Here is a 20,781-nt window from a genome sequence, read left to right as displayed (position 1 = left end):
CATGACGCACCCCTCCCCCCTCGACCCCCTCGACCCCCTCGACCCCCTCGACCCCCTCGACCCCACCGGCCGTCCCGCCGTCCCCGCCTACGACTTCGACACCCCGGTGGACCGGCACGGCACCTGGTGCACGCAGTGGGACTACGTCGAGGACCGCTTCGGCGTCCCCGGCCTGCTGCCGTTCACCATCTCCGACATGGACTTCGCGGCGGCGCCCGAGATCCTGCGCGCCCTGCACGGCCGCCTCGACCACGGCGTCCTCGGCTACTCCCGCTGGCGCCAGCGGGACTTCCTCTCCGCGGTCGCCGACTGGTACGGCACCCGGCACCGCACCACGCTCGACCCCGAGGCGATCGTCTACGGCCCCTCGGTCGTCTACCAGATCGGCCGGCTGCTGCACCTGTGGTCGCGGCCGGGCGACGGCGTCGTGGCGCACACCCCGATGTACGACGCGTTCCCGAAGACGGTCGCCGCGCACGGACGGCGGCTGCTGGCCTGCCCGCCGGGCGACTGGGACGCCCTGGAGCGGCTGCTCGCGCGGCCCGACACCGCGGTGCTCCTGCTCTGCTCGCCGCACAACCCCACCGGCCACGTCTGGACCCGCGCGGAACTGGACCGCACGGCGGAGCTGTGCGCGCGGTACGGCGTCGCGGTGATCAGCGACGAGATCCACTCCGATCTCGCGCACGCGCCCCACGTGCACCGGCCCTGGGCGCTGCACGGCGCCCCGGGCGGCCGCTGGGCCGTGGTGACCTCGGCGTCGAAGTCCTTCAACATCCCGGCTCTCACCGGCAGTTACGGCATCATCGGCGACCCGGCGAGCCGCGACGCCTATCTGCGCCACCTCAAGGAGGCGGACGGACTGTCGTCGCCCGCGGTGCTCTCGCTCGTCGGACACATCGCCGCGTACCGCGAGGGCGCGCGCTGGCTGGACGCGCTGGGCGACTACGTCCGCGGCAACCTCTCCTGCCTCGCCGACCGGCTCGGCGCCGCCTTCCCGGGCCTCGGCTGGGCGCCGCCCCAGGCCGGTTACCTCGCCTGGATCGACGTACGGCCGCTGGGCGTCGACGACGACGCGCTCCAGCGCGAACTGGTCGAGCGGCAGAAGGTGGCCGTGATGCCCGGAGCCGCCTACGGAGCGCCGGGCTTCCTGCGCCTGAACGTGGGGTGCCCCCGGGTGAAGGCCGAGCGCGGCGCCGACGCGGTGATCGCGGCGCTGCTGGCCCTCGGCTGAGCCGCGGTCACCGGTACGGCGGCGCCACGGGCGGCGGCGGGGCCGTCGGCTGGGGCGGCGCCATCGGCAGGTCGGGCCGCGTGTCGTGGACCACCCGGGCGAGCTGGAACGCGTACTCGAAGGTCTGGGTGAGCCCCTCGGCGATCACCAGATAGCCCTCGTCCTGCTCGTAGACGGTGCGGCGCTGCGGGTTGGCCGGGTGCTTGGGCTCGAAGGTGAGCACGTGCCGGTGGAGGGCGGCCCGCGCCTCCTGCCTGGTCCCCGTCACGTGCCCGACCGGGCGCGTCACCATCCGCACCCCGCCGAGCCCGCCGCCCAGACACGTCAGCATCAGCCCCCAGGTACCCCTGGCCGCCTCGTCGCCCACTGCTCCCCCGTACGTCGCTCGCCTGCCGAAGCGGCACTCTGCCATACGCGCTCCCGCTCCCTCGACCCGCCCGCTGTGCGAGACTCGGACCGTGAGACAGCCAGAGCTCGACGACCTCGCCCGGCTGCGGCGGGCCCGGGACCGGATGGACCGGGACTACGCGGAGCCGCTCGACGTCGCGGCGCTCGCGCAGGTGGCGCTGATGTCCGCGGGCCACTTCTCGCGCAGCTTCCGCGCCGCGTACGGGGAGACGCCGTACAGCTACCTCATGACGCGCCGCGTCGAGCGGGCCAAGGCGCTGCTGCGCCGGGGCGATCTCACCGTGACCGAGGTCTGCTTCGCCGTCGGCTGTACCTCGCTCGGCTCGTTCAGTTCGCGCTTCACCGAGCTGGTCGGGGAGAGCCCGAGCGCGTACCGGGCCCGGCCCCACGACGCCGCGGCCGCGATCCCGGCCTGCATGATGAAGATCCACACCAGGCCGGTCAGGAACGGAGAGGCAGGGCCCGCCGCCCGGTCGTAGGCTGAGCGGCATGGACCACATCAAGCTCTCAACGTGCTTCATCGCCGTGGACGACCCCGACAAGGCGATCGCCTTCTACCGCGATGTGCTGGGTCTCGAGGTGCGCAACGACGTCGCCTACGAGGGGATGCGCTGGGTGACCGTGGGGTCGCCCGCGCAGCCGGACGTGAGCGTCGTCCTGGAGCCGCCGCTGGCCGATCCGAACGCCTCGGAGGCCGACCGCAAGGTCATGGCCGAGCTGCTGGCCAAGGGGCTGCTGCGCGGCGTGCTCTTCACGACCGAGGACTGCGACGCCACGTTCGAGCGGGTCAGCGCCGCGGGCGCGGACGTGGTGCAGGAGCCGATGGACCAGTTCTACGGTGTCCGTGACTGCGCCTTCCGCGACCCGGCCGGCAATCTCCTGCGCTTCACCCAGCCGCTCACGGAGTGAGCGCCCCGGGCCGCCCGGTCCGCTCCGCACGATTCGTCCGAGCCGTTCCCGGGGAGTAACTCCCCATGCCGGACCGGACCTTGGAGACGCACGCGGTCATCGTGGGGGTGGAGCGCCATGCCGCCGGGCCGGCCTGGGATCTCGACGGGCCGGTCCGCGACGCCGTCGGGCACGCGCGCAGGCTGCTCGCCGCCGGGGTGCCGCCGGAGCGGATCACCCTGCTGCTCTCCCCCACCCCGGACCACGAGCGGCTCGCCGCCGAGGCCGGGCTCCCGGTCCTCCCGGCCGGCCGGGAGGCCGTGCACCAGGCCCTCTTCCGTGAACTGCCCGCACGGTCGGGCGAGTTGTTCTTCCTGGCGTGGTCGGGCCACGGGCTGGTCGCGGCCGACGGGCACCGGCGCCTGCTCTACGCCGACGCCACCGGGCAGGACCTGCGCAGCCTGGACCTCGACGCGGCGCTCGCCGCGTGGCGCTCGGACCTCGTCCCGTCCTTCCCGCACCAGCTGTGGCTGCTCGACGCCTGCCAGCTGTTCGCCGACCCGGCCCGGCTCGACGGCGCCCTGGCCCCCGACCCCGTCCCGGTGCGGCCCCTGCGCGAACGGCCGGGCCAGCACGCCCTGTTCGCCTGCGCCCCGGGCCAGTCGGCGCGCGGCGGCCCGGCCGGCGGCCCCGGGGTCTTCACCGCCGCCGTGCACGAGCTGTGGGACGAGGCGGGTCCCGCGGGCGCCCTGGCCGACCCGCGGCTCCTGGCCGGGCGGCTGCGTGAGCGGGTCGCCGAGCGGGGCCGGGCCGTGCAGACCCCGACCTACTTCTGGCACTCCGGGCCCGACGGGCAGGGCGAGCGGTGGCGGCGGCCCGCGGCGCGCCCGGCCCACCCGGGGCGCGTGCCGCGCGACGTGCGCCGGGAGCTCGTCCTGGCGCTGGAGCGCGTCCCGGCGATGCGGGAACCCGGGGCGCGCGCCCGGGTGATCCGGCAACTGCCGCCGGAGATCGCGACCGGGGTGCCCCAGTCGTCGATCACCCGGCCCGCCCTGCTCGACCTCGTCGACACCTGCCTGGAGTTCGCCGAGGGGCTCGGCGAACTGTGCGCGGCACTGGAGATGGTCGACCCCGGAACCCTCGCTTTTGCAGAATTCTCGGCCAGGGCACGCGAGTTGACCGAAAAGGATGACTGAGACACAGGGTTCCCGAGCAGGAGTGCAAGGGACATGATGGAGCACAAGGGGTCGGCGTCGGCGTCATCGGCGACCCGGATGCTGGGAGGGCCACGGCACCATGGATCACGCCGACAACGCTGTCGAGTCGGAGCTTGTAGACCTCGGGGGATGGACGCTTGAGCAGCTACGCGCGCATACCGGAGCCGAGCGGGCACAGGGCAAGCGACGACTGCTGCGCAAGCTCGACGACCCGGACGTCAACTTCGGTGGTGACGACAAGAGTTGAGCGGTGCCATCGGGCACCGGACGGGGGGCCGGGGCCGGCCGATGGCCGCTGAGACCGCGGGGCCGCCCACCGGCCCCCGGCGGCACGGGTTCTCGGCCACGGACTTCGACGCGCTGGCCGCGGGCGGCGGCAGCCCCCGCGTGCTGCGGGACCTGTGGCGGGCCGAGCGCAGCCACCGGCTGCTCCTCGTCGACCTCTTCCTGGACCTGCTGCGCGAGCACCCGTGGGCGGTGGGGCCGCTGGATCCGGCCGACGAGCCGTGGCGGCTGCTGATCGACGCGGACCGGCGCGACCACGCCGCGGTCGAGGGGCTCCTGATGGCGCCGGAGACGGGGCTGTGGCTCGCCGGGACCTTGCGCGCCCTGCGCGGCACGGCGCCGCCGGCCGCCGCGCCCGCGCCGCTGTGGGTGGAGACCGGGCACTTCCACGCCCTGGCCGCGGCGGCGGCGCTGCTCACGGGCGCCGACTTCGCCCTGCGCGTGCCCGCCCGGCACGGCACCGTGTGGCTGCCCGGCGCCGGCCGCGCCGTCGTGCCCGGCGGCGCCCCCTGGAGCCGGGCCCACGTCACCGGCGCGGGCGGCCGGATCGAGGTCCGCGTCGACGGGCACACGGTCCGCGTCCCCGACCCGTGCACCGCGGCGGGGCCCGGCTGGGAACCGGCCCGCCGGGTCGCCCTGACCTCGCTGGGCGCCCCCCGCTCGGTGCTCCTCGACGACCTGGGGCTGCACCGCGTGGTGCCGACCGCGCAGGGCAGGCCGCCGGGGCGGCTGCCCGCGGACGAGGCGGACCGCTGGACCGAGCTGCTGCACGCGGCGGCGCCGCTGCTCGCGGCGGCCGACACGCAGTCCGCGACGGACGTCGCGGAGCTGCTGCACAGCGTCGAGCCCGTGACGAGGACCGGCGGCGAGCGGCTGACCAGCGCCACCTCGGGCGACGGCGCGGGGCGTCTGGCCTCCGCGCGGCCCGGGGACGCCGAGCAGCTCGCCGAGGTCCTCGCCCACGAGATCCAGCACACCAAACTGAGCATGCTCATGCACCTGTACCAGCTGTACGAGCCCGACGACGACACCCTCTTCTACACGCCCTGGCGCGACGAGCCGCGCCCGCTGCGCGGGCTGCTCCAGGGCGTCTACGCGTTCACGGCCGTGACCCGTTTCTGGCGCGGCCGGGCCGGGCTCGCGGCGCCGGGCCGCGCCGCCGCGCGCTTCGAGTACGCGCTGTGGCGACGCCAGCTCCTGCGCGTCCTGGCCCGCCTGGAGACCCACGCCGGCCTCACCGAGCTGGGGCGCCGGGTCGTGCGGCGGCTGCGGGAGTCGGTGACGCGGCAGGGGCCTGAGCCGTCCGGCGCCGTGGCCGCGATGGCACGGGACGCCGCCGACCACCACACGATGAGCTGGCGGCTGCACCACATGGCGCCCGACCCGGCGGCGGTGGCCGCGCTCGCCGACGCCTGGCCCGCGCCGCTGACGCCCCGGGCGACCGGCACCGCCCGCGTCTGCCCGGACCCGGAGGTGCCGCGCCTTGACGTGGTCGCCGCGCTCTACCGGATGCGGCTGTCCGGCCGCGCGGACACCGACCCGCCCCGTGACGCCCGCCCCGCCCAGGCCCTGCTCGTACGGGGTGACGCGGCCGGTGCGGTCCGCGCCGCCGTCGCGGCGCTGTCCGGGGCCGCGCCGGACCGGTCGGCGTGGGCCGATCTCCTGCTGGCGCTGCGCGCGTCCGGGCCGCCGGGCCCCGGCCACGTCGCCCGCGCGCAGCCCGAGCTGGCGCTCGCGGTGCACCGCGCGGTGTGCCGGGGCGAGGGGGCCGGGCCCGGCCCCCTCGCGTTCGTCAGCTGGCTGGACGGGCTGGCGGCCGGCTGACCGGGCGGCCCCGCCCGGTCAGATCGGCATGGGGTCGATGTCGCAGTTGGCCCGGCGGGAGGCGACCGCGTCGGCGTGCGCGGGGTGCTGCTCGCCCAGGACCCGGCCGATCCCCTCGACGGCGGCCTGGCGCAGCTCCTCGGACTCCGCGAGCCGGCCGAGGGCTCTGAGGTCCTGCGAGACGTTGCTGATCAGCACGAGGACCGTCGGGTGGTTCTCGCCGAGGCTCTCCTTCGCGGCCTGGAGGGTCTCCTCGTCGAGGGCGAGGGCGGCGGCCGCGTCGCCCTGCGCGAACAGGTCGCTGGCCAGGTTGATCCGGCAGACCAGGGCGTCGGGGTGCCCGTCGCCCAGCTGGGCCGTGCACCGGGCGAGCGCCGACTCGTTCAGCGCGCGGGCCTCGTCGACCTTGCCCAGGAGCCGGTAGGTGATGGCGAGGTCCATCTCGGCTTCGAGGGTGTGCGGGTGGTCGGCGCCGAAGACCCGGGCGAACAGGTCCCGGGTGGCTTCACCGAGCCGCATCGACTCGGTCAGCTCGCCGGACTGGCGCAGGTCGACCGAGAGGTTGAGGGAGGCCACCAGGGAGTCGGGGTGCTCGGGCCCGTACCGGCTGAGCAGCTCCTTGCGGGCCCGCCGGGTCAGCTCGGCGGCCTCCGCGTGGCGGCCCGCCTTGCGCAGGGAGACCCCGAGCCGGGCCACGTTGCGCAGGGTGTTGGGGTGGTTGGCGCCGATCTGCAGCTGGTAGCGCTCGGTGATGCCTTCGAAGAGCTGCACGGCGTCGACGTACTCGCCCAGTTCGCGGCGGTCGAGCGCGATGCTGGACTCGGTGAGCATGCTGCTCAGCGAGTCCTCGCCGAACATCTGGGTGCGCCGCCGCCAGGTCTGGCGGTCCAGCTCCAGGGCGCCGCGGAAGTCGCCGTTGACGCGCAGGCTCACGCCGAGGTTGTGGGCGTGCATCAGGGTCTCGGGGTCGTCGTCGCCGTAGGCGCGCACGGCCCGCTCGTAGACCTCCTGGTTGATGCCGCGGGCGGCCGTGAAGTCGCCGCTGGCCCGGCTGTCGGAGGCGGCGAGGCCGCGCACGCGCAGGAACTCGTCGTCCACGTCCGAGCCGGGCCGCTCCTCCAGGACGGAGAGCATCCGGGTGCTGAGCGCGGCGGCGTCGCGGTAGCGGCCGAGGGCCCACAGCACGTAGCGCAGGTGGCGGCCGAGCATCAGGGTCTGGCGGTCGTCCTCGCCGTGCAGCTCGCACCAGCTGTCGTAGGCCCGCTGGGAGAAGTCCAGCGATCCCTCGTGGTCGCCCCAGTAGTAGAGGAACTCGGCGACCGCGTGCACCATCTGGCGTACGTGGCGCGAGGGCGAGCGCATCGCCTCGGAGACCACCACGTGCGGGTACAGCTCGCCGAACCGGCCCCAGTGCGAGGGGTCCTGCGGGTCGCGGGGGGTGGCGGCGGCGAGCAGCAGGTGGGCTCCGTGCTGCATCCGGTCGCGCTGCTCCTGGGACATGCGGGCGTTGAGCACGGCCTGGACCAGGCGGTGCATCTGGATCGAGTTGGTGCGGTGGTCGATCTTCGCGAGGGAGTAGCGGTTGATCTCGCGGATGGCGCGGCCCAGGCGCAGCGGGTCGGTCAGGGCCCGGTCCAGGTCCGGGGCGATCGGCTCGACGGGGGCGCCGGAGAAGAGCGAGCGCGCGATCGGTTCGGGGGCGAAGTAGGAGCAGACCTGGAGGAGTTGGAGGGCCGCGCTGTTCTTGCCCTCCAGGTGGTCGAGCGAGACGTTCCACGCGGTCGCCACGGTCTGTTCGTACTGCGTGGGCGGGGAGACCGCCATCAGCTCGGCGCGCTTCTCCTCGAACAGTCTCAGGTAGTCCTCGGCGGGCATGCCGGTCTCGGCGCGCCAGGCGGAGGCCTGCTCGACCGCGAGCGGCAGGTCGCCGAGGACGGAGGCGAGCCGGTCGGCCTCGTCGTCGGGGAGGTCGGGGTTGCGCCGCTGGAGCAGCTGGATGCTCTCCTCGCGTTTGAAGACGTCGACTTCCAGGGGGTGCGCCAGCGTGTTCCACTGCGGGTTGCGCGAGGTGACGAGGATCGAGCCGGCGGAGCCGCCGCCGGAGGTGAGCGGGAAGTAGTTCTGGACCGACTCGGGGCTCTCCGCGTTGTCGAAGACGAGCAGCCAGTTGGCGTACGGCTGTCCGGTGCGCAGCGCTTCCAGGACCGCGGGCACGGCGGTGTTCGCCTCGCCGGTCACCGGCAGGTCGAGCCGGAGCGCGAGTTCCACCAGTGCCTGGGCGATCTGTGTGGGCCGCTCCGCGGGGATCCACCACACCACGTCGTAGCGGGCGGCGTTGCGGTAGACGTACTCCAGGGCGAGCTGCGACTTCCCGACGCCGCCCATGCCGTGCAGGGTGTGCGGCAGCACGGCGGTCGGGCCCTGGCCGAGGTCGTCCTCCAGCCGTTGCAGGAGGTCGTCGCGGCCGGTGAAGACGAGGTTGCGGGGCGGCATGTTGCCGAGGATCGCGGGGCGGACCGCGCGCGTCCGGTAGGTCGCGCCGCCCGGTTCCTCACGGGTCTCGGCGGCGGGGGCGGCGGTCCCGGGGACGACCGTGGTCACTGGCGTGCCTCCTTGGAGCGGGCCCGGTGCGCCTGGCCCCCGGCCGGTGGTGACGGCGGTCGGGGGGTGCGGGGAGCGGGGAGAATCAGTGCGATTCGGGCCGTTTTGCGAACTATGGTGCTTCATTGTGCCTCGGGATGATTCGTCCGATATCACTCCGCCACGCTCCCCAGCGTCCGTCGGTGGTGCCGTTTTCGTGTGTGCCGCGATCAGCCGGCCCAGCCGCCGGGCCCTCGGCAGGTGTTCGCCGGCCAGCACGCTCAGCACGGCGTGCTCGACCGCCCGGAAGCGGGCGTTCTCCGCCGTCACCTCCGGTTCGGGCGGCTGCTCCCGCCCGTCGTAGTGGGCCAGCAGCTCACGGGCCGCGCCGCTGCGGGAGGCGAGCACCTCCGCGGCGCGGCGCGAGGCCTGCAAGGTGGTCCGCTTCGTCCCGGCCGCGAGCAGCTCCTCGCGCACGCCCGGCCGGAACACGTACGCGCTCTCGTCCCCCGGCAACACCTCGACCAGGCCGCTCATCAGCAGCTCCGCCAGGTGCACCGGCTCCGACCTGGGCAGCATCGCGCGCTGCACGGCGGTGATCACCGGCAGGTCGAGCTGGACCGCGGCGAGCCGCACGGCGAGGTCGAAGGCTTCCGTCGAGGCCCAGACGCGGAACCGGCCGACCTGCTCGGCGGCCGTGGCGTCCGGGGCGTCGGGCTCCGGTTCGGACCGGTCCCGGTCCTTCGCCGGGCCGGGCGTCACCATGAGGGCGGCGACCTCCGTCCAGCGCGGCTGTTCGCCCGCCACGAAGCGGGCCCAGGGCGAGAGCCACTCCCCCGACACCTCCAGGACCGGAACGGCCAGCGCGTGGTCCCGGCGCAGCGGCGCCACCCACTCCTCGGCGCCGTGCGGCTGCGCCGGCTCCCAGCGCACCGTCTCGCCGGCGGCGCCGCGGCCGGCCAGGTGCAGCCGCACCCGCTCGGGCCGCAGCCCGGTGCGGTGCCAGAGCCGCTGCGGGAGGGTGCTGAGCACGGCGAGCGGCTGGTGCCTGCCCCACTGGGCGAGCGCGCTGTGCACGGCCCCGCTGCGCCAGGCGGCGGCGACGCCGTCGGTCAGCACGAGCACGATCCGCCGCCCGGACTGGTCCACGAGACTGCGCACCGGGTGGGTGGCGCCGCGCCGCCCGGGGCCGCGCAGCACCACGCCGCCGGTGGAGTCGGTGTCCAGGCGGCGCAGCACGATGTCGCGGAAGCCGCCGTAGCGGCGCAGTACGGCGGCGAGGCGGTCGGCGGTGGCTCGCCAGACGGCCATCTGCGGTGCGCCGTCGACGACCAGCACGACGTCCCAGCGCCCTTCCGGCGCCGGGCGCAGCGCCGGGGGCAGCCAGGGCGCCTCTGCGAACTGCTCACCGGTGCGCTCCTCGTCGACCTCGTCGGCCGGCGAGGTCCTGCGCAGCTGCCGGAAGGGCCGCAGGGCGCGCCCCAGGTCCCGGGCGGAGGGGCCCCGCCGGCGGCGCGGGCCCGCGGCGCGCCAGCGACCGGGGCGCCGCCGGGGCGCGGGCTCCGCGTCGTCCGCGTGGTCCCGCTCCGTGCTCCGGTGCGGTGTAGGTAACGGCTGTGGTGCGGTTCCGGTCGGCTCCCCGGGGGCCGCGGCGGGCTCCGGGGCGTCCTGCCGTACGGGGGTGGGGTCGGGGGCGTCCCGCGGCGGCTCGGGCGGCGTCGGTGACCCCGGCGGGGCCGGGCGCGCCGCCGGGGCGGGCGGCGGGGCGCTGGCGCGCGGCGGGTCGAGGAGTTCGGGGTGCCGCTCGGCGATCCACAGCGCGTCCGCCACCTCCCACCAGCGCAGCTCCTCCACGGGCAGGCGGGAGCGGCCGGTGGGCCGACGCGGGCCGTGCGCGTCCGGCCCCCGGCCCTCGGGCTCGGGTGGGCGTTCAGTCACCGATCCCGGTCCCGTCGGCCTTCAGCGAGTGCCAGATGGCGCGCAGGACGGCCTGCCACTCGGCGTCGTCGCCGTCCTCGTAGGTGTAGGCGCCCGAGGTCGCCAGGTGCGCGGCGTTCAGCAGCATGTCGGCGGCCAGACCGTCGGTGCGCTCGCTGCGGGACGTGAAGTCCTGGATCAACTTGCCGTGCATGTCACCGAGTCGGTCGGAAAAGTGGGCGGAGAGCAGTTCGCCCAACCCTTCCGCATCGGGGTCCGGCATGTCCAGACGCAGACACCGGCGCAAGAAGGCCTCAGGAAACTCCTGTTCGCCGTTCGAGGTCATGATCACGATGGGAAATGCCCGCGCGCGAACGATTCCGTCCGTGATCCGAGCGGTTCCGCCCGGATCCGCGGTGTGCACGGTGACCTCCGGCTGCTTCTTGCTCACACGAACGAGTGGCGGTACGGCGTACAACCCGTCCTCGAAGAGCGACAGCAGATCGTGCGGGAGGTCGACGTCGCACTTGTCGATCTCGTCCACGAGCAGGACGCGCGGGATGCGGTGCGGGAGCAGCGCCGTGCCCAGCGGCCCCAGTTGCACGAACTCACCTATGTCGGTGGCGAGTTCACCGGCCTCGGTCTGGTGCGCGCCGTCCGTGCGCTGCTGGGCCAGGTACCAGGCCTGGCCCGCCTGGGCCCGGCCGATCACGTCGTACTCGAAGAGTCCGGAGGCCAGGGTGGTGCGGCTGGTGACGGGCCACTGGAGGACCCGGCCGAGCTGCAGCTCGCGGGCGACGCGGAAGGCGAGCGCGGACTTGCCCACTCCGGGGCGGCCGGTGATCAGCAGCGGCCGGCGCAGCAGGATCGCCGCGTTCACCAGGCGCACCTCGTCGGCCGGCGGGGTGCGCGGCGCGTCGGCCGGGCCGAGCCTGCGGTCGGCCTCGTCGTCGTCCGGCGGCCGGGGCTGGACCGGGCCGCCGCCGAAACTGCGCCAGCGCGGGCCGTCCGGCCAGCTCCGCTCCTCGTACGGTCCCTGGGGGCGCGGCGCGCCGCTGCCCCGGTACGGCAGCCCGTCGGTCTCCTGCGCGTTCACTCGGTCCCCCCTACGAAGGCGGCGGGGGCGCACGCGTCACCGTCGAGGAGCTGCTGCGGATCGTCCCAGACCACGCCCAATTGCTGGATCAACGCCTTGTCGCGCACTTCCGCGGTGCCCGCTGCCGCATCGCTCCTCCACTGTCGGGCAGCGGCGGGAAGGTTGGCCAGACCCTCCCCGGCCAACAACTCCTTCACCAGACCGTGGAAGGCCTCCGGCGCGTCCGGCGCGCGGTGGAACACCATCACCGGCACGCCCAGGTCGAGCCCGAGCCGCAGTTCGTGCGAGCCCGTGCCGTCCCCGGCCCGTGGAGTGTCGCTGAGCACCATGCAGACCACGCCCTCCTCCTTGCCGATCCGTGCATCAAGCAGCGCGAGGTGCTCGGGGTCGGGGCGGCCCTGCGGGTCGCACCAGTGGGCACGCCCGCCGCCCGGGTCGCTCTTGAAGCGCGTCCACCGCCTGCGCCAGGCGTGGTGCAGATCGCGCCGCTGCATCCGTTCGAGGCTGTGCACGTACACCCACGGGTACTTGCTCAACAGCGGGTTGGAATGCCCCAGCCGGGGATCCCTGTCCCACCATTCGACGGGCTCCGTGAGCAGCTCCGCCGGGAGGAAGAACTCCAGGACGACGTTCTCGTCCCGAGACTGCCACAGCTCGGCCGTCGCCGACAGGAGGTCCGCGACGGCGTACGGGAGCCTGCTGCGCGGCACGGGCTCCACGGGGTCGCAGTCCTCCTGGTGCAGGCGCACGGATTCGGTGTACCGGACGCGGGACGAGACCCGGTAGTGCGCCTCGTGCCGCCCCTGACGCGCCACGTGCGCGTCCGAGGGGCGCAGGTCCGGGGCGACCTTGATGAACAGCCGGATGACCGGCACGTGCGGCTCCGCGAAGGCGGCGCCGTTCCGTGCGCCCCGCTCCGCGCTCCGCTCCGCAGGGGCGGCCGGATCCGGTCGTCCGGAGAGCTTGGCCCGCAGCGCGCGCAGCCCCTGCGCCCCGTCGCTCTTGCCCCAGTCCTGCGCGAAGTGGTCGTTCCAGGCGCGTATCTCGCCGACGAGGTGGGCGGCCTCGGGGCGCAGCATGAGGTGCTCCAGGAGGGCCATGCTCGGTTCGAGGCCGCCGACCGGCGCGTTGTGGCAGGCCAGGTGCACGAAGGCGTGCCAGGCCGAGCGGCAGTGCCGTGGCAGCCGGATCCGGTCGTGCGTGGCGGCGGCCACCAGGGCGGGCAGCTCCGGCAGGGCCAGGTCGAGCCCGTCGCGCAGGGCGGACCAGTCGCGGCCGCGGTAGAGGTCGATGGCGTGCCACTCGTCGAGCAGCGGGCGCAGCTTCGCGGCCACGGCGGGCGCCACGAACTCGGTGGTGTCCACGAGCCGTTCGAGGCCGTCCTCCACCCGGCTGCAGTGCCGTACGGCCTCGGCGAACGCCTGGCGTGCGGTGCGGAATCCCTCCAGGTCCAGGTCCGGGAACTCGTCGGCCAGTTCACGGGCCCATTGCAGCCGTCCCCGTTCGTCGGCGAGCGGGGTGGACGTGCCGAGGGCCTCGACCATCTCCCGCAGCGTCCGCTGTCTCTCCTGCCGTCCTCCTGCGCCTTGCGGCACGTGCGTCCCCCTCGCACTGCGTAACATCCGGCGTCACCCGGGCAGTTCCTGTGCCAGCACCTCGTACAGGCGCCGGTTGGTCCAGTACGCGCCGTGGGCGGCGGACACCGGCTGGCCGTTGTCCACCTCCACGTCGCGTACGCCCCGCCCGAAGAGGTCCGCGCCGACGAACGACAGCAGGTCGCGCCGGTCGTAGATGTTGAGCCACCCCGGAAAGGCAGCCGGCAGTCCGGTGCCGTACGGGCGGGAGGGCAGGGCGTCCAGTTCGTAGAGCAGCGGCGCCTGGGAGCCGACGGTGACCAGCTGGGCGACCTCGGGGGCCGTGCCGGGCTCCCCGGCCAGCAGGTCGAAGGCGACGATGCCGCCGAGGCTGTGGCCGAGGAGGACCACGGGCGGCTCCAGGCGCCGGGCCAGGTCCGCGACGAAGGCCCGCACGGCGGCGCCGCGCACGAGGTAGCTGAGGATGTCCGCGGCGAAGCCGAGGGAGCGTTCGCTGATCCGGCTGCGCCGGCCCACGACGAACCGGGAGCCGCCGGCCCGCTCGACGAGCCGCGCGCAGGCGCCCGCCGTCGCGCTCAGCAGATCGCCCACGCCCCTTTCCTCACCGCCGAGTTGGTCGACGACGGCGGCGACGAGCGCGTCCCGCGCGGCGGGCGGGACGGCGCCGGGGCCGCCCGGGTGGCGGGCCAGGGCGCGTGCGGCGAGCGAGCGGCCGGTGAGGCGGGCCAGGCCCGCCGCTCCGGCGCCGTCCGCCGCGTCGCAGGCCCGCCGGAAGACGGCCGAGGCGAGCAGCGCCGCCACGTCGTCGGCCGGTCCCGCGCCGAGGCCCGCCGCCCGCCATGCCTCGCGCACCGCATCCGCGCGGTCCACCTGCTGCGTCCAGGTCCACAGCTGGCGTCCCGCGGGCAGCGCCCCGGGCAGGAAGGGTGCGCTCGCCTGCTGCCCGGCCAGGGCGAACAGCTGCAACTCCGCGTCCGGGTCCGCGTACAGCAGGGCCCAGCGGGCGCGCTCCTCGTCCTGCGGGGAGGGCTTCACGGCCGGCTCGCCCGGGGCGTATCCGGGGATGGAGGCACCCTCGGCCCGCAGGTACGAGCCGAGGGCGGAGCCCCAGTCGCACTCCGCCACCGTCACGTCGGGCCGCACGGCGGACAGGCCCGCGCGCACCGCGCGCAGCGCCTGCGCATAGCCGGGTGCGCGCACCCCGGTGCCGTGGATGAACAGCACGCTCGTCAAGGATCCTCCGCGAACTCCCCCGTGGGCCACGGCATATGAGGCTCACTCAGTAGTTCATCGTAACCGTCGCACCCGGCGTGACGAAGAGCCTCGTACGCACGAGGGGGCGCACGGGGGCTCACCCTCCGGTGCTCTCCCGGACCTTCAGCTCGTGGCCCACCACGTGGTCCAGCAGCGGGCCGGTCGCCGGCTCCTCGATCCGGTCGAGCAGGAGCGCGACGGCGGCCCGCGCGATCTCCTTCTTGTCCGGGGCGACCGTGGTCAGGCTGGGCACGCTGAACCCGGAGGCCTCGATGTCGTCGAAGCCGACCACGTCCAGGTCCTTGGGCACGCTCTCGCCCCGCTCGTGCAGGGCGCGCAGCGCGCCCAGGGCGAGGTGGTCGTTGAGGCAGAGCAGGGCGTCGGGGCGCGGGGCGCCGGACATCAGGGCGGCGGCGGCCCGCGCGCCGTCCTGCCAGTGGTAGGCGTCCACCGGCACCACGAGGGCGCTGTCGAAGGGGACGCCGGCCCGCTCCAGCGCCTCGCGGTAGCCGTCGGTGCGCAGCCGGTCGGTGCCCTGGCGGCCGCGCACGGTGCCGCCGACGACGGCGATCCGGCGCCGGCCGCGGGCCAGCAGGTGTTCGGTGGCCTCGCGCGCGGCCCGCACGTTGTCGATGGCGACGTGGTCGGTGCTGCCCTCGGCGGGGCGCTCGCCCAGCAGGACGACGGGGAGCCGCCGGTCGCGGGTGGCGAGGTCGCTGGGGAGCAGGGCGAGGGGGCTGAGGAGGACGCCGTCGGTGAACTGGGCGTCGAAGCCGTGCAGCGCGGCGAGTTCGCGCTCGCGCGCCCCGCCGGTCTGGTGCAGCAGCACCGTCCGGCCGCGCCGGTCGGCCTCGGTCATCACGTGCTTGGCCAGTTCGGAGAAGTAGGCGACGTCGAGTTCGGGCACGGCCAGGGTGATCATGCCGGTGCGGCCCTGGCGGAGCTGGCGGCCGGCGATGTTGACGCGGTAGCCGAGGGCCTCGATCGCCTCCCGCACGACCTCGCGGGTGCGGTCGGAGACGTGCTCGTAGTCGTTGATGACGTTGGAGACGGTCTTGGGGGAGACACCCGCGTACTCCGCCACGTCCTTGATCCTGGGTCTGGCCGCCACGCTGCTCATTCCTTTCCGTCTGCCACCCGCGATCGTATCGACCATCACGAATCGGTTTCGGGCCGGATCTCGTACCGCCCCGGATATTTACATCGATGTAATCGCCATGGTGCCATGAGCCACGCACCGACTGGAGCAGCACCCGGAGGCAAGGAGCACCATGCCCGTCCCGCACCACGACGACCTGCCGCGGCCCGAGTATCCGAGGCCGCAGTTCGCCCGCGAGGCCTGGCTCAATCTCAACGGCGAGTGGCAGTTCGAGACCGACCGCGCCGACACCGGACTCGAACGGGGTCTGCGCGAGCGCGAGCTGTCCGGACGGATCACCGTGCCGTTCTGCCCGGAGTCGGAGCTGTCCGGGATCGGCGACACCGACTTCCTGGAGGCGGTCTGGTACCGCCGGACCGTGACGGTCCCCGCGGACTGGACCGGCTCCCGGGTGCTCCTGCACTTCGGAGCCGTGGACCACGACACCACCGTGTGGGCGAACGGCGTGGAAGTGGCGCGGCACCGCGGCGGGTTCACCCCGTTCACCGCGGACCTCGGCGAGGTCGCGGCACCCGGCCGCGAGGTGACGCTGGTCGTGCGCGCCCGCGACAGCCGGCACGGCCCGCAGGCCCGCGGCAAGCAGGCCACCTGGTACGCCAACACGCACTGCCACTACACCCGCACGACCGGCATCTGGCAGACCGTGTGGCTGGAGCCGGTGCCGCGCACCGTCGCCCTGAAGCGCCCGCGCATCACGCCCGACCTGGCCTCGGGCTCGTTCTTCGTGGAGGCGGCGCTGACCGGGAACGCGCCGGGGCACCGGGTCCGCGCGACCCTCGGCGACGAGCGGGGCGCCGTGGTGACGGCCGAGGCCCGCGCCGACCTCGACCTCACGCCCCGGCTGGCGCTCACGGTGCCCGCGGACCGGCTGCGCGTGTGGTCGCCGGCCGACCCGCACCTGTACGACCTCACCTTCGAGGTCCTGGACGCCGCGGGCGGGGTGGTCGACCGCGTGCGGTCCTATGCGGGTCTGCGCTCGGTCTCCGTCGACGGCAAGCGGCTCCTGCTGAACGGCGAGCCCGTCTTCCAGCGGCTCGTGCTCGACCAGGGGTACTACCCGGACGGCCTGATGACCGCGCCGAGCGACGCCGCCCTCGTCCGCGACATCGAACTGGGCCTCGCCGCCGGCTTCAACGGGGCGCGGCTGCACCAGAAGGTCTTCGAGGAGCGGTTCCTGTACCACGCGGACCGGCTCGGCTACCTGGTCTGGGGCGAGTTCGGCGACTGGGGCTGCGAGGTCGGCGTCCGGGACGACAACCAGCGGCCCGACGCCAGTTACGTCGCGCAGTGGCTGGAGGCCGTGGAGCGCGACTACTCGCACCCCTCGATCGTCGGCTGGTGCCCGCTGAACGAGACGTACCAGCACCTGCACGACCGCCTCACCCAGCTCGACGACGTGACGCGGGCGATGTTCCTCGCCACCAAGCAGGCCGACGGCACCCGGCCGGTCATCGACGCCTCCGGCTACGCCCACCGGGTCCTGGAGACCGACGTCTACGACTCGCACAACTACGAGCAGGACCCAGCCGAGTTCGCGAAGGCGATGAGCGGGCTTGCCGACGGCGCGCCGTACGTCAACGCCGGCCCCGACGGGCGCCCCTGGTCGCTGCCGTACCGCGGCCAGCCCTACTTCTGCAGCGAGTTCGGCGGCATCTGGTGGGACGCGCAGGCGGCCGCCGAGGTCTCCGGCGAGGCCCGCGACGAGTCGTGGGGGTACGGCGAACGACCGCGCAGCGCCGAGGAGTTCGTGCGGCGGTTCATCGGCCTGACGGGCGTGCTGCTCGACGACCCGGACATGTTCGGCTACTGCTACACGCAGCTCACGGACGTCTTCCAGGAGCGCAACGGCGTCTACCGCTTCGACCGCGGCGAGAAGGTCGACACCGCTCTGCTGCGGGACGCGCAGCGGCGCCCCGCGGCCTTCGAGAACCCGCGCTAGGTTCTTCGTTCCCGTTCTTTACATCGATGTACGTCCGTGGGGACGGCGGCCCGCCCGCCGCCGTCCCCCGGGGAAGGAGCCTGATGACCGGCACACCCGCACCCGTCGGTCGCCCCGCACTCACCAGACGACGCGCGCTTGCGGCCGCACTCGCCGCCGGGACCACGGTCCTCGGCGCCGGAGCGCTCAGCGGCTGCGGCAGCGCGCTGGCGGCCGACGACTCGGCCGTTCGCCTGTGGGACCTGTTCAGCGGGGCCGACGGCGGCCTGCTCAACGAGATGGTGAAGAAGGCGCGGCCCGACATGCCGGGCACCCGCGTCGAGCGCACGGTCCTGGAGTGGGGCACCCCCTATTACACGAAACTCGCCATGGCCTCGGCCGGCGGCCGCGGCCCGGACGTGGCCGTCTGCCACATGTCGCGGCTCGCGGGGTACGCGCCCAGCGGCCTCGTCGACCCGTGGGACTTGGACGTCCTCGCCGAGTACGGCGTGCGGCGCGAGGACTTCACCGACGCGGTGTGGTCCCGTACGCAGTACGAGGGGAAGACGTACGCGATCCCCCTCGACACCCACCCGTTCATCACGTTCTTCCACCCGGAGCCGGTGAAGAAGGCCGGGTTGCTGACGGCGGACGGCACGCTCGACGCGGACGCGTTCTCGTCGCCGGACAAGTTCCTCGCGGCGGGCAGGGAACTGGCGAAGGCGTCCGGGAAACAGGGCGTCGCTTTCGGGTACGTCACCGACACCGCGCAGGGCTGGCGGCTGTTCTACGGCCTGTACAAGCAGACGGGCGGCGTCTTCGAGGTGCCGCAGGGCGGCCCGGCCGAGGTGGACGTGGACCGGATGGCCGAGGTCATCGCGTTCATGGCCAGGCTGGTCGACGGCCGGGTGAACCCCGGGCGGCTCGACTACAACGCGGGCATGGCGGCGTTCAACAACAAGCAGACCGCGATGATCCTCTCCGGCGAGTGGGAGCTGGGCACGTTCCGGGGCGCGGACAAGAACGTGGGCGCGGCCCCGTTCCCGACCGTGTTCGGTACCCCGGCCGTCTACGCCGACTCGCACAGCTTCGTGCTCCCGCACCACCCCCACCCCGACGCCGAACACCGCCGCCGTACGCACCGCGCGGTGGCCGCGCTCCTGAAGGCCGGGCAGATCTGGGGCACCGCGGGCCACATCCCGGCCTACACGCCGGTCACCAGGACGAAGGAGTACGCGGAGCTGCTGCCGCAGGCCCACTACAAGGCAGCAGCCGATCACGTCGTCCTGGACCCGGCGGCCTGGTTCGCCGGAGCCGGGTCCGACTTCCAGAACGCCATGTCGCAGGTGCTCCAGCAGGCCCTGCTCGACGGACTCGCCCCCGACCGTGCGGCGCGCGCGATGGTGCGGCGCCTGAACACCTTCCTCGCCAAGCCCAGCCCGGCCTGACCGGCCACGCCCCTAGGAGGCACGACGATGTCCTCTTCTCCCCACGCCTCACCCCGGCCAGGGGTTCCCGCGGTGCGCCGGCTGCTTCCCCCCGGCCTGCTCTTCGCGCTGCCCTTCCTTGTCCTGTTCGCCGTGTTCATGCTCTGGCCGCTCGGCCAGGGGCTCTGGATGTCCCTCACGGACCGGGCCCTGTCCGCGCACACCCCGTCGTTCATCGGCGTCGACAACTTCACCGAGGCGTTCCAGGACGCCGAGATGTGGAAGGCGCTCTGGCACACGGTCCTCTTCACGCTCATCTCGACGGTCCCGCTGGTCGTGGTGGCGCTCGGGATGGCGCTGCTCGTCCACACCGGGGTGCCGGGCCAGTGGGTGTGGCGGCTCGCGTTCTTCGCCCCGTACCTGCTGCCCGTCGGCGTCGTCGGCCTCCTGTGGATCTGGCTGTACCAGCCCGACCTCGGCCTCTACAACCACCTCCTGGACAAGGTCGGTCTCGACGGGGTCGCGTGGCTGAGCGACGAGTCGGTGGCCCTGTGGGCCATCGCGCTCGCCACCCTGTGGTGGACGGTCGGCTTCAACTTCCTGCTCTACCTGGCCGCGCTCCAGTCGATCCCCGACCACCTCTACGAGGCCGCGGCGATCGACGGCGCGGGCGCGTGGCGCCGGCTGTTCTCGATCACGCTGCCGCAGCTCAGCCGGATCACCGTGGTGATCACCGTCCTCCAGCTGCTGGCGTCGCTGAAGGTCTTCGACCAGGTCTACCTGCTCACCAAGGGCGGCCCGAACAACTCGACGCGGCCCCTGGTGGAGTACGTCTACGACGTCGGCTTCACCGGTTACCGGCTCGGTTATGCCTCGGCGATCAGCTATATCTTCTTCGCCCTCGTCGTCCTCGCCTCCGCCGCCCAGTTCTTCGCACTCCGCAGCCGGGAGAAGTGACCATGACCGCAACCGACGCACCGGCCCGTCCGACCACCGAGCCGCGAGCGCGCAGGCCCATCACGCCGCCGAGACCGCCGCGGCGCACCGGGCGCTCCCGCACGAACCTGACGCTCGGCGAGAGCCGCGTCGCCCGCGTGCTCGCGCTCGCCGTCCTCACCGTCGGCGCCCTGGTCTGGCTCCTGCCGATGGCGTGGGCGCTGCTCACGGCGTTCAAGACCGAGCAGGACGCGAGCGACCCGCTGCACTGGTTCTGGCCCAAGAACGGGTTCACCTTCGACGGGTTCAGCGCCGTGTGGGAGCGCGGCGACCTGCCGCTGTGGATGCTGAACAGCCTCATCATCTCGGCCGCCGTCACCGTGATCACGGTGCTCGTCTCCGCGATGGCCGGCTACGCGTTCTCGCGCACGGCGTTCGCCGGGCGCCGCCGGCTGTTCGTCCTCACCGTCGCGGCCGTCCTGGTGCCGCCGCAGATCCTGATCGTGCCGTGGTTCCAGCAGATGCTGACGCTGCACCTGCTCGACACGTACGCGGCGGTGATCCTGCCGCAGACGGTCGCGCCGGTGATGGTGTTCATCCTGAAGAAGCACTTCGACTCGCTACCCAAGGAGTTGGAGGAGGCGGCCAGGATCGACGGCGCCGGGCACTGGCGGATCTTCTGGTCGGTGCTGCTCCCGCTGTCGCGGCCGATGCTCGCCGCCGTCGCGATCTTCGTGTTCATCGGCGCGTGGAACAACTTCCTGTGGCCGTTCGTGTCGACCTCCGACCCGTCGCTGATGACGCTGCCCGTCGGCATCACCACGGTGAAGGACGCGTACGGCATCCAGTACGCCCAGTCGATGGCGTCGGCCGTGCTCGCCGCGCTGCCGCTCGTCGTGGTCTTCCTCTTGTTCCAGCGGCACATCGTGAAGTCGGTGGCGACCACCGGTCTCGGTGGCCAGTGAGGGACAACGCGGGTGCGCCCGCGCCCCGTTGACAGCCCCGCACCCCTTCCCTACCGTCCTGAAGCCGTGAGACTTACA

At 73.9% G+C, this 20,781-nt stretch carries 16 protein-coding genes; 10 read left to right on the top strand and 6 right to left on the bottom strand.

What is annotated here, in order from left to right; all coding sequences use genetic code 11:
- The first annotated feature begins 1 nt into the window (after window position 1).
- The gene (locus tag ACIBW6_RS02065) at window positions 2-1,234 is read left to right on the top strand and encodes a MalY/PatB family protein (RefSeq protein ID WP_399055541.1); all 1,233 of its coding nucleotides are present in this window, start codon (window positions 2-4) and stop codon (window positions 1,232-1,234) included.
- A 7-nt stretch (window positions 1,235-1,241) separates the two neighbouring features.
- On the opposite strand, the gene ACIBW6_RS02060 is transcribed toward ACIBW6_RS02065, so the two are convergent.
- Complete coding sequence (locus ACIBW6_RS02060; protein ID WP_399055539.1) at window positions 1,242-1,646, bottom strand: hypothetical protein; 405 nt, start codon at window positions 1,644-1,646, stop codon at window positions 1,242-1,244.
- Window positions 1,647-1,746: 100 nt separating this feature from the next.
- Between ACIBW6_RS02060 and ACIBW6_RS02055 the strand changes: the two genes are divergently transcribed.
- The 5 genes from ACIBW6_RS02055 (at window position 1,747) to ACIBW6_RS02035 (ending at window position 5,856) form a co-directional block, all read left to right on the top strand.
- Window positions 1,747-2,121, top strand: a complete 375-nt coding sequence (locus tag ACIBW6_RS02055; protein ID WP_399056390.1) for a helix-turn-helix transcriptional regulator — start codon at window positions 1,747-1,749, stop codon at window positions 2,119-2,121.
- A 10-nt stretch (window positions 2,122-2,131) separates the two neighbouring features.
- Entirely contained in the window at window positions 2,132-2,551 is a 420-nt protein-coding gene (locus ACIBW6_RS02050) for a VOC family protein (protein ID WP_399055537.1), read from the top strand.
- 65 nt (window positions 2,552-2,616) lie between these two features.
- Window positions 2,617-3,726, top strand: a complete 1,110-nt coding sequence (locus tag ACIBW6_RS02045; protein ID WP_399055535.1) for a hypothetical protein — start codon at window positions 2,617-2,619, stop codon at window positions 3,724-3,726.
- A 100-nt stretch (window positions 3,727-3,826) separates the two neighbouring features.
- Window positions 3,827-3,994, top strand: coding sequence for a hypothetical protein (locus ACIBW6_RS02040; RefSeq protein ID WP_399055533.1), 168 nt, complete (start codon window positions 3,827-3,829; stop codon window positions 3,992-3,994).
- Between the two features lie 41 nt (window positions 3,995-4,035).
- On the top strand, window positions 4,036-5,856 hold the full coding sequence (locus ACIBW6_RS02035) for an HEXXH motif domain-containing protein (RefSeq protein WP_399055531.1): 1,821 nt from the start codon (window positions 4,036-4,038) through the stop codon (window positions 5,854-5,856).
- 18 nt (window positions 5,857-5,874) lie between these two features.
- On the opposite strand, the gene fxsT is transcribed toward ACIBW6_RS02035, so the two are convergent.
- The 5 genes from fxsT to ACIBW6_RS02010 all read right to left on the bottom strand — a co-directional run bounded on the left by fxsT (window position 5,875) and on the right by ACIBW6_RS02010 (window position 15,418).
- Window positions 5,875-10,374: an FxSxx-COOH system tetratricopeptide repeat protein gene (gene fxsT / locus ACIBW6_RS02030; RefSeq protein WP_399055529.1), complete on the bottom strand. Its 4,500-nt coding sequence runs from the start codon at window positions 10,372-10,374 to the stop codon at window positions 5,875-5,877.
- On the bottom strand, window positions 10,367-11,449 hold the full coding sequence (locus ACIBW6_RS02025; RefSeq protein WP_399055527.1) for an AAA family ATPase: 1,083 nt from the start codon (window positions 11,447-11,449) through the stop codon (window positions 10,367-10,369). The genes fxsT and ACIBW6_RS02025 overlap by 8 nt, the downstream gene beginning before the upstream one ends.
- Window positions 11,446-12,993 carry a hypothetical protein gene (locus tag ACIBW6_RS02020; RefSeq protein ID WP_399055525.1) on the bottom strand — a complete coding sequence of 516 codons (1,548 nt, stop codon included), beginning with the start codon at window positions 12,991-12,993 and terminating at the stop codon, window positions 11,446-11,448. Before ACIBW6_RS02020 ends, ACIBW6_RS02025 begins: the two co-directional genes overlap by 4 nt.
- Window positions 12,994-13,077: 84 nt before the next feature.
- Entirely contained in the window at window positions 13,078-14,277 is a 1,200-nt protein-coding gene (locus tag ACIBW6_RS02015; protein WP_399055523.1) for a hypothetical protein, read from the bottom strand.
- Window positions 14,278-14,395: 118 nt separating this feature from the next.
- Window positions 14,396-15,418 carry a LacI family DNA-binding transcriptional regulator gene (locus ACIBW6_RS02010; protein WP_399055521.1) on the bottom strand — a complete coding sequence of 341 codons (1,023 nt, stop codon included), beginning with the start codon at window positions 15,416-15,418 and terminating at the stop codon, window positions 14,396-14,398.
- A 151-nt stretch (window positions 15,419-15,569) separates the two neighbouring features.
- Between ACIBW6_RS02010 and ACIBW6_RS02005 the strand changes: the two genes are divergently transcribed.
- The 4 genes from ACIBW6_RS02005 to ACIBW6_RS01990 all read left to right on the top strand — a co-directional run bounded on the left by ACIBW6_RS02005 (window position 15,570) and on the right by ACIBW6_RS01990 (window position 20,703).
- Window positions 15,570-17,396 (top strand): glycoside hydrolase family 2 protein, encoded by a 1,827-nt coding sequence (locus ACIBW6_RS02005; RefSeq protein WP_399055519.1) that lies wholly within the window; start codon window positions 15,570-15,572, stop codon window positions 17,394-17,396.
- Between the two features lie 83 nt (window positions 17,397-17,479).
- A complete protein-coding gene (locus ACIBW6_RS02000) occupies window positions 17,480-18,823 on the top strand; it encodes an extracellular solute-binding protein (RefSeq protein ID WP_399055517.1) in 1,344 nt (447 codons plus the stop codon).
- A gap of 27 nt (window positions 18,824-18,850) precedes the next feature.
- Window positions 18,851-19,759 (top strand): carbohydrate ABC transporter permease, encoded by a 909-nt coding sequence (locus tag ACIBW6_RS01995; protein ID WP_399055515.1) that lies wholly within the window; start codon window positions 18,851-18,853, stop codon window positions 19,757-19,759.
- A 2-nt stretch (window positions 19,760-19,761) separates the two neighbouring features.
- Window positions 19,762-20,703 (top strand): carbohydrate ABC transporter permease, encoded by a 942-nt coding sequence (locus ACIBW6_RS01990; protein WP_399055513.1) that lies wholly within the window; start codon window positions 19,762-19,764, stop codon window positions 20,701-20,703.
- The last annotated feature ends 78 nt before the right edge of the window (window positions 20,704-20,781 follow it).

It is taken from the genome of Streptomyces sp. NPDC049813 (assembly GCF_044465085.1).
Lineage (GTDB): Bacteria > Actinomycetota > Actinomycetes > Streptomycetales > Streptomycetaceae > Streptomyces.
Note: the sequence above shows the minus strand (reverse complement) of the source record. Positions and strands in the feature narration are given on the sequence as shown.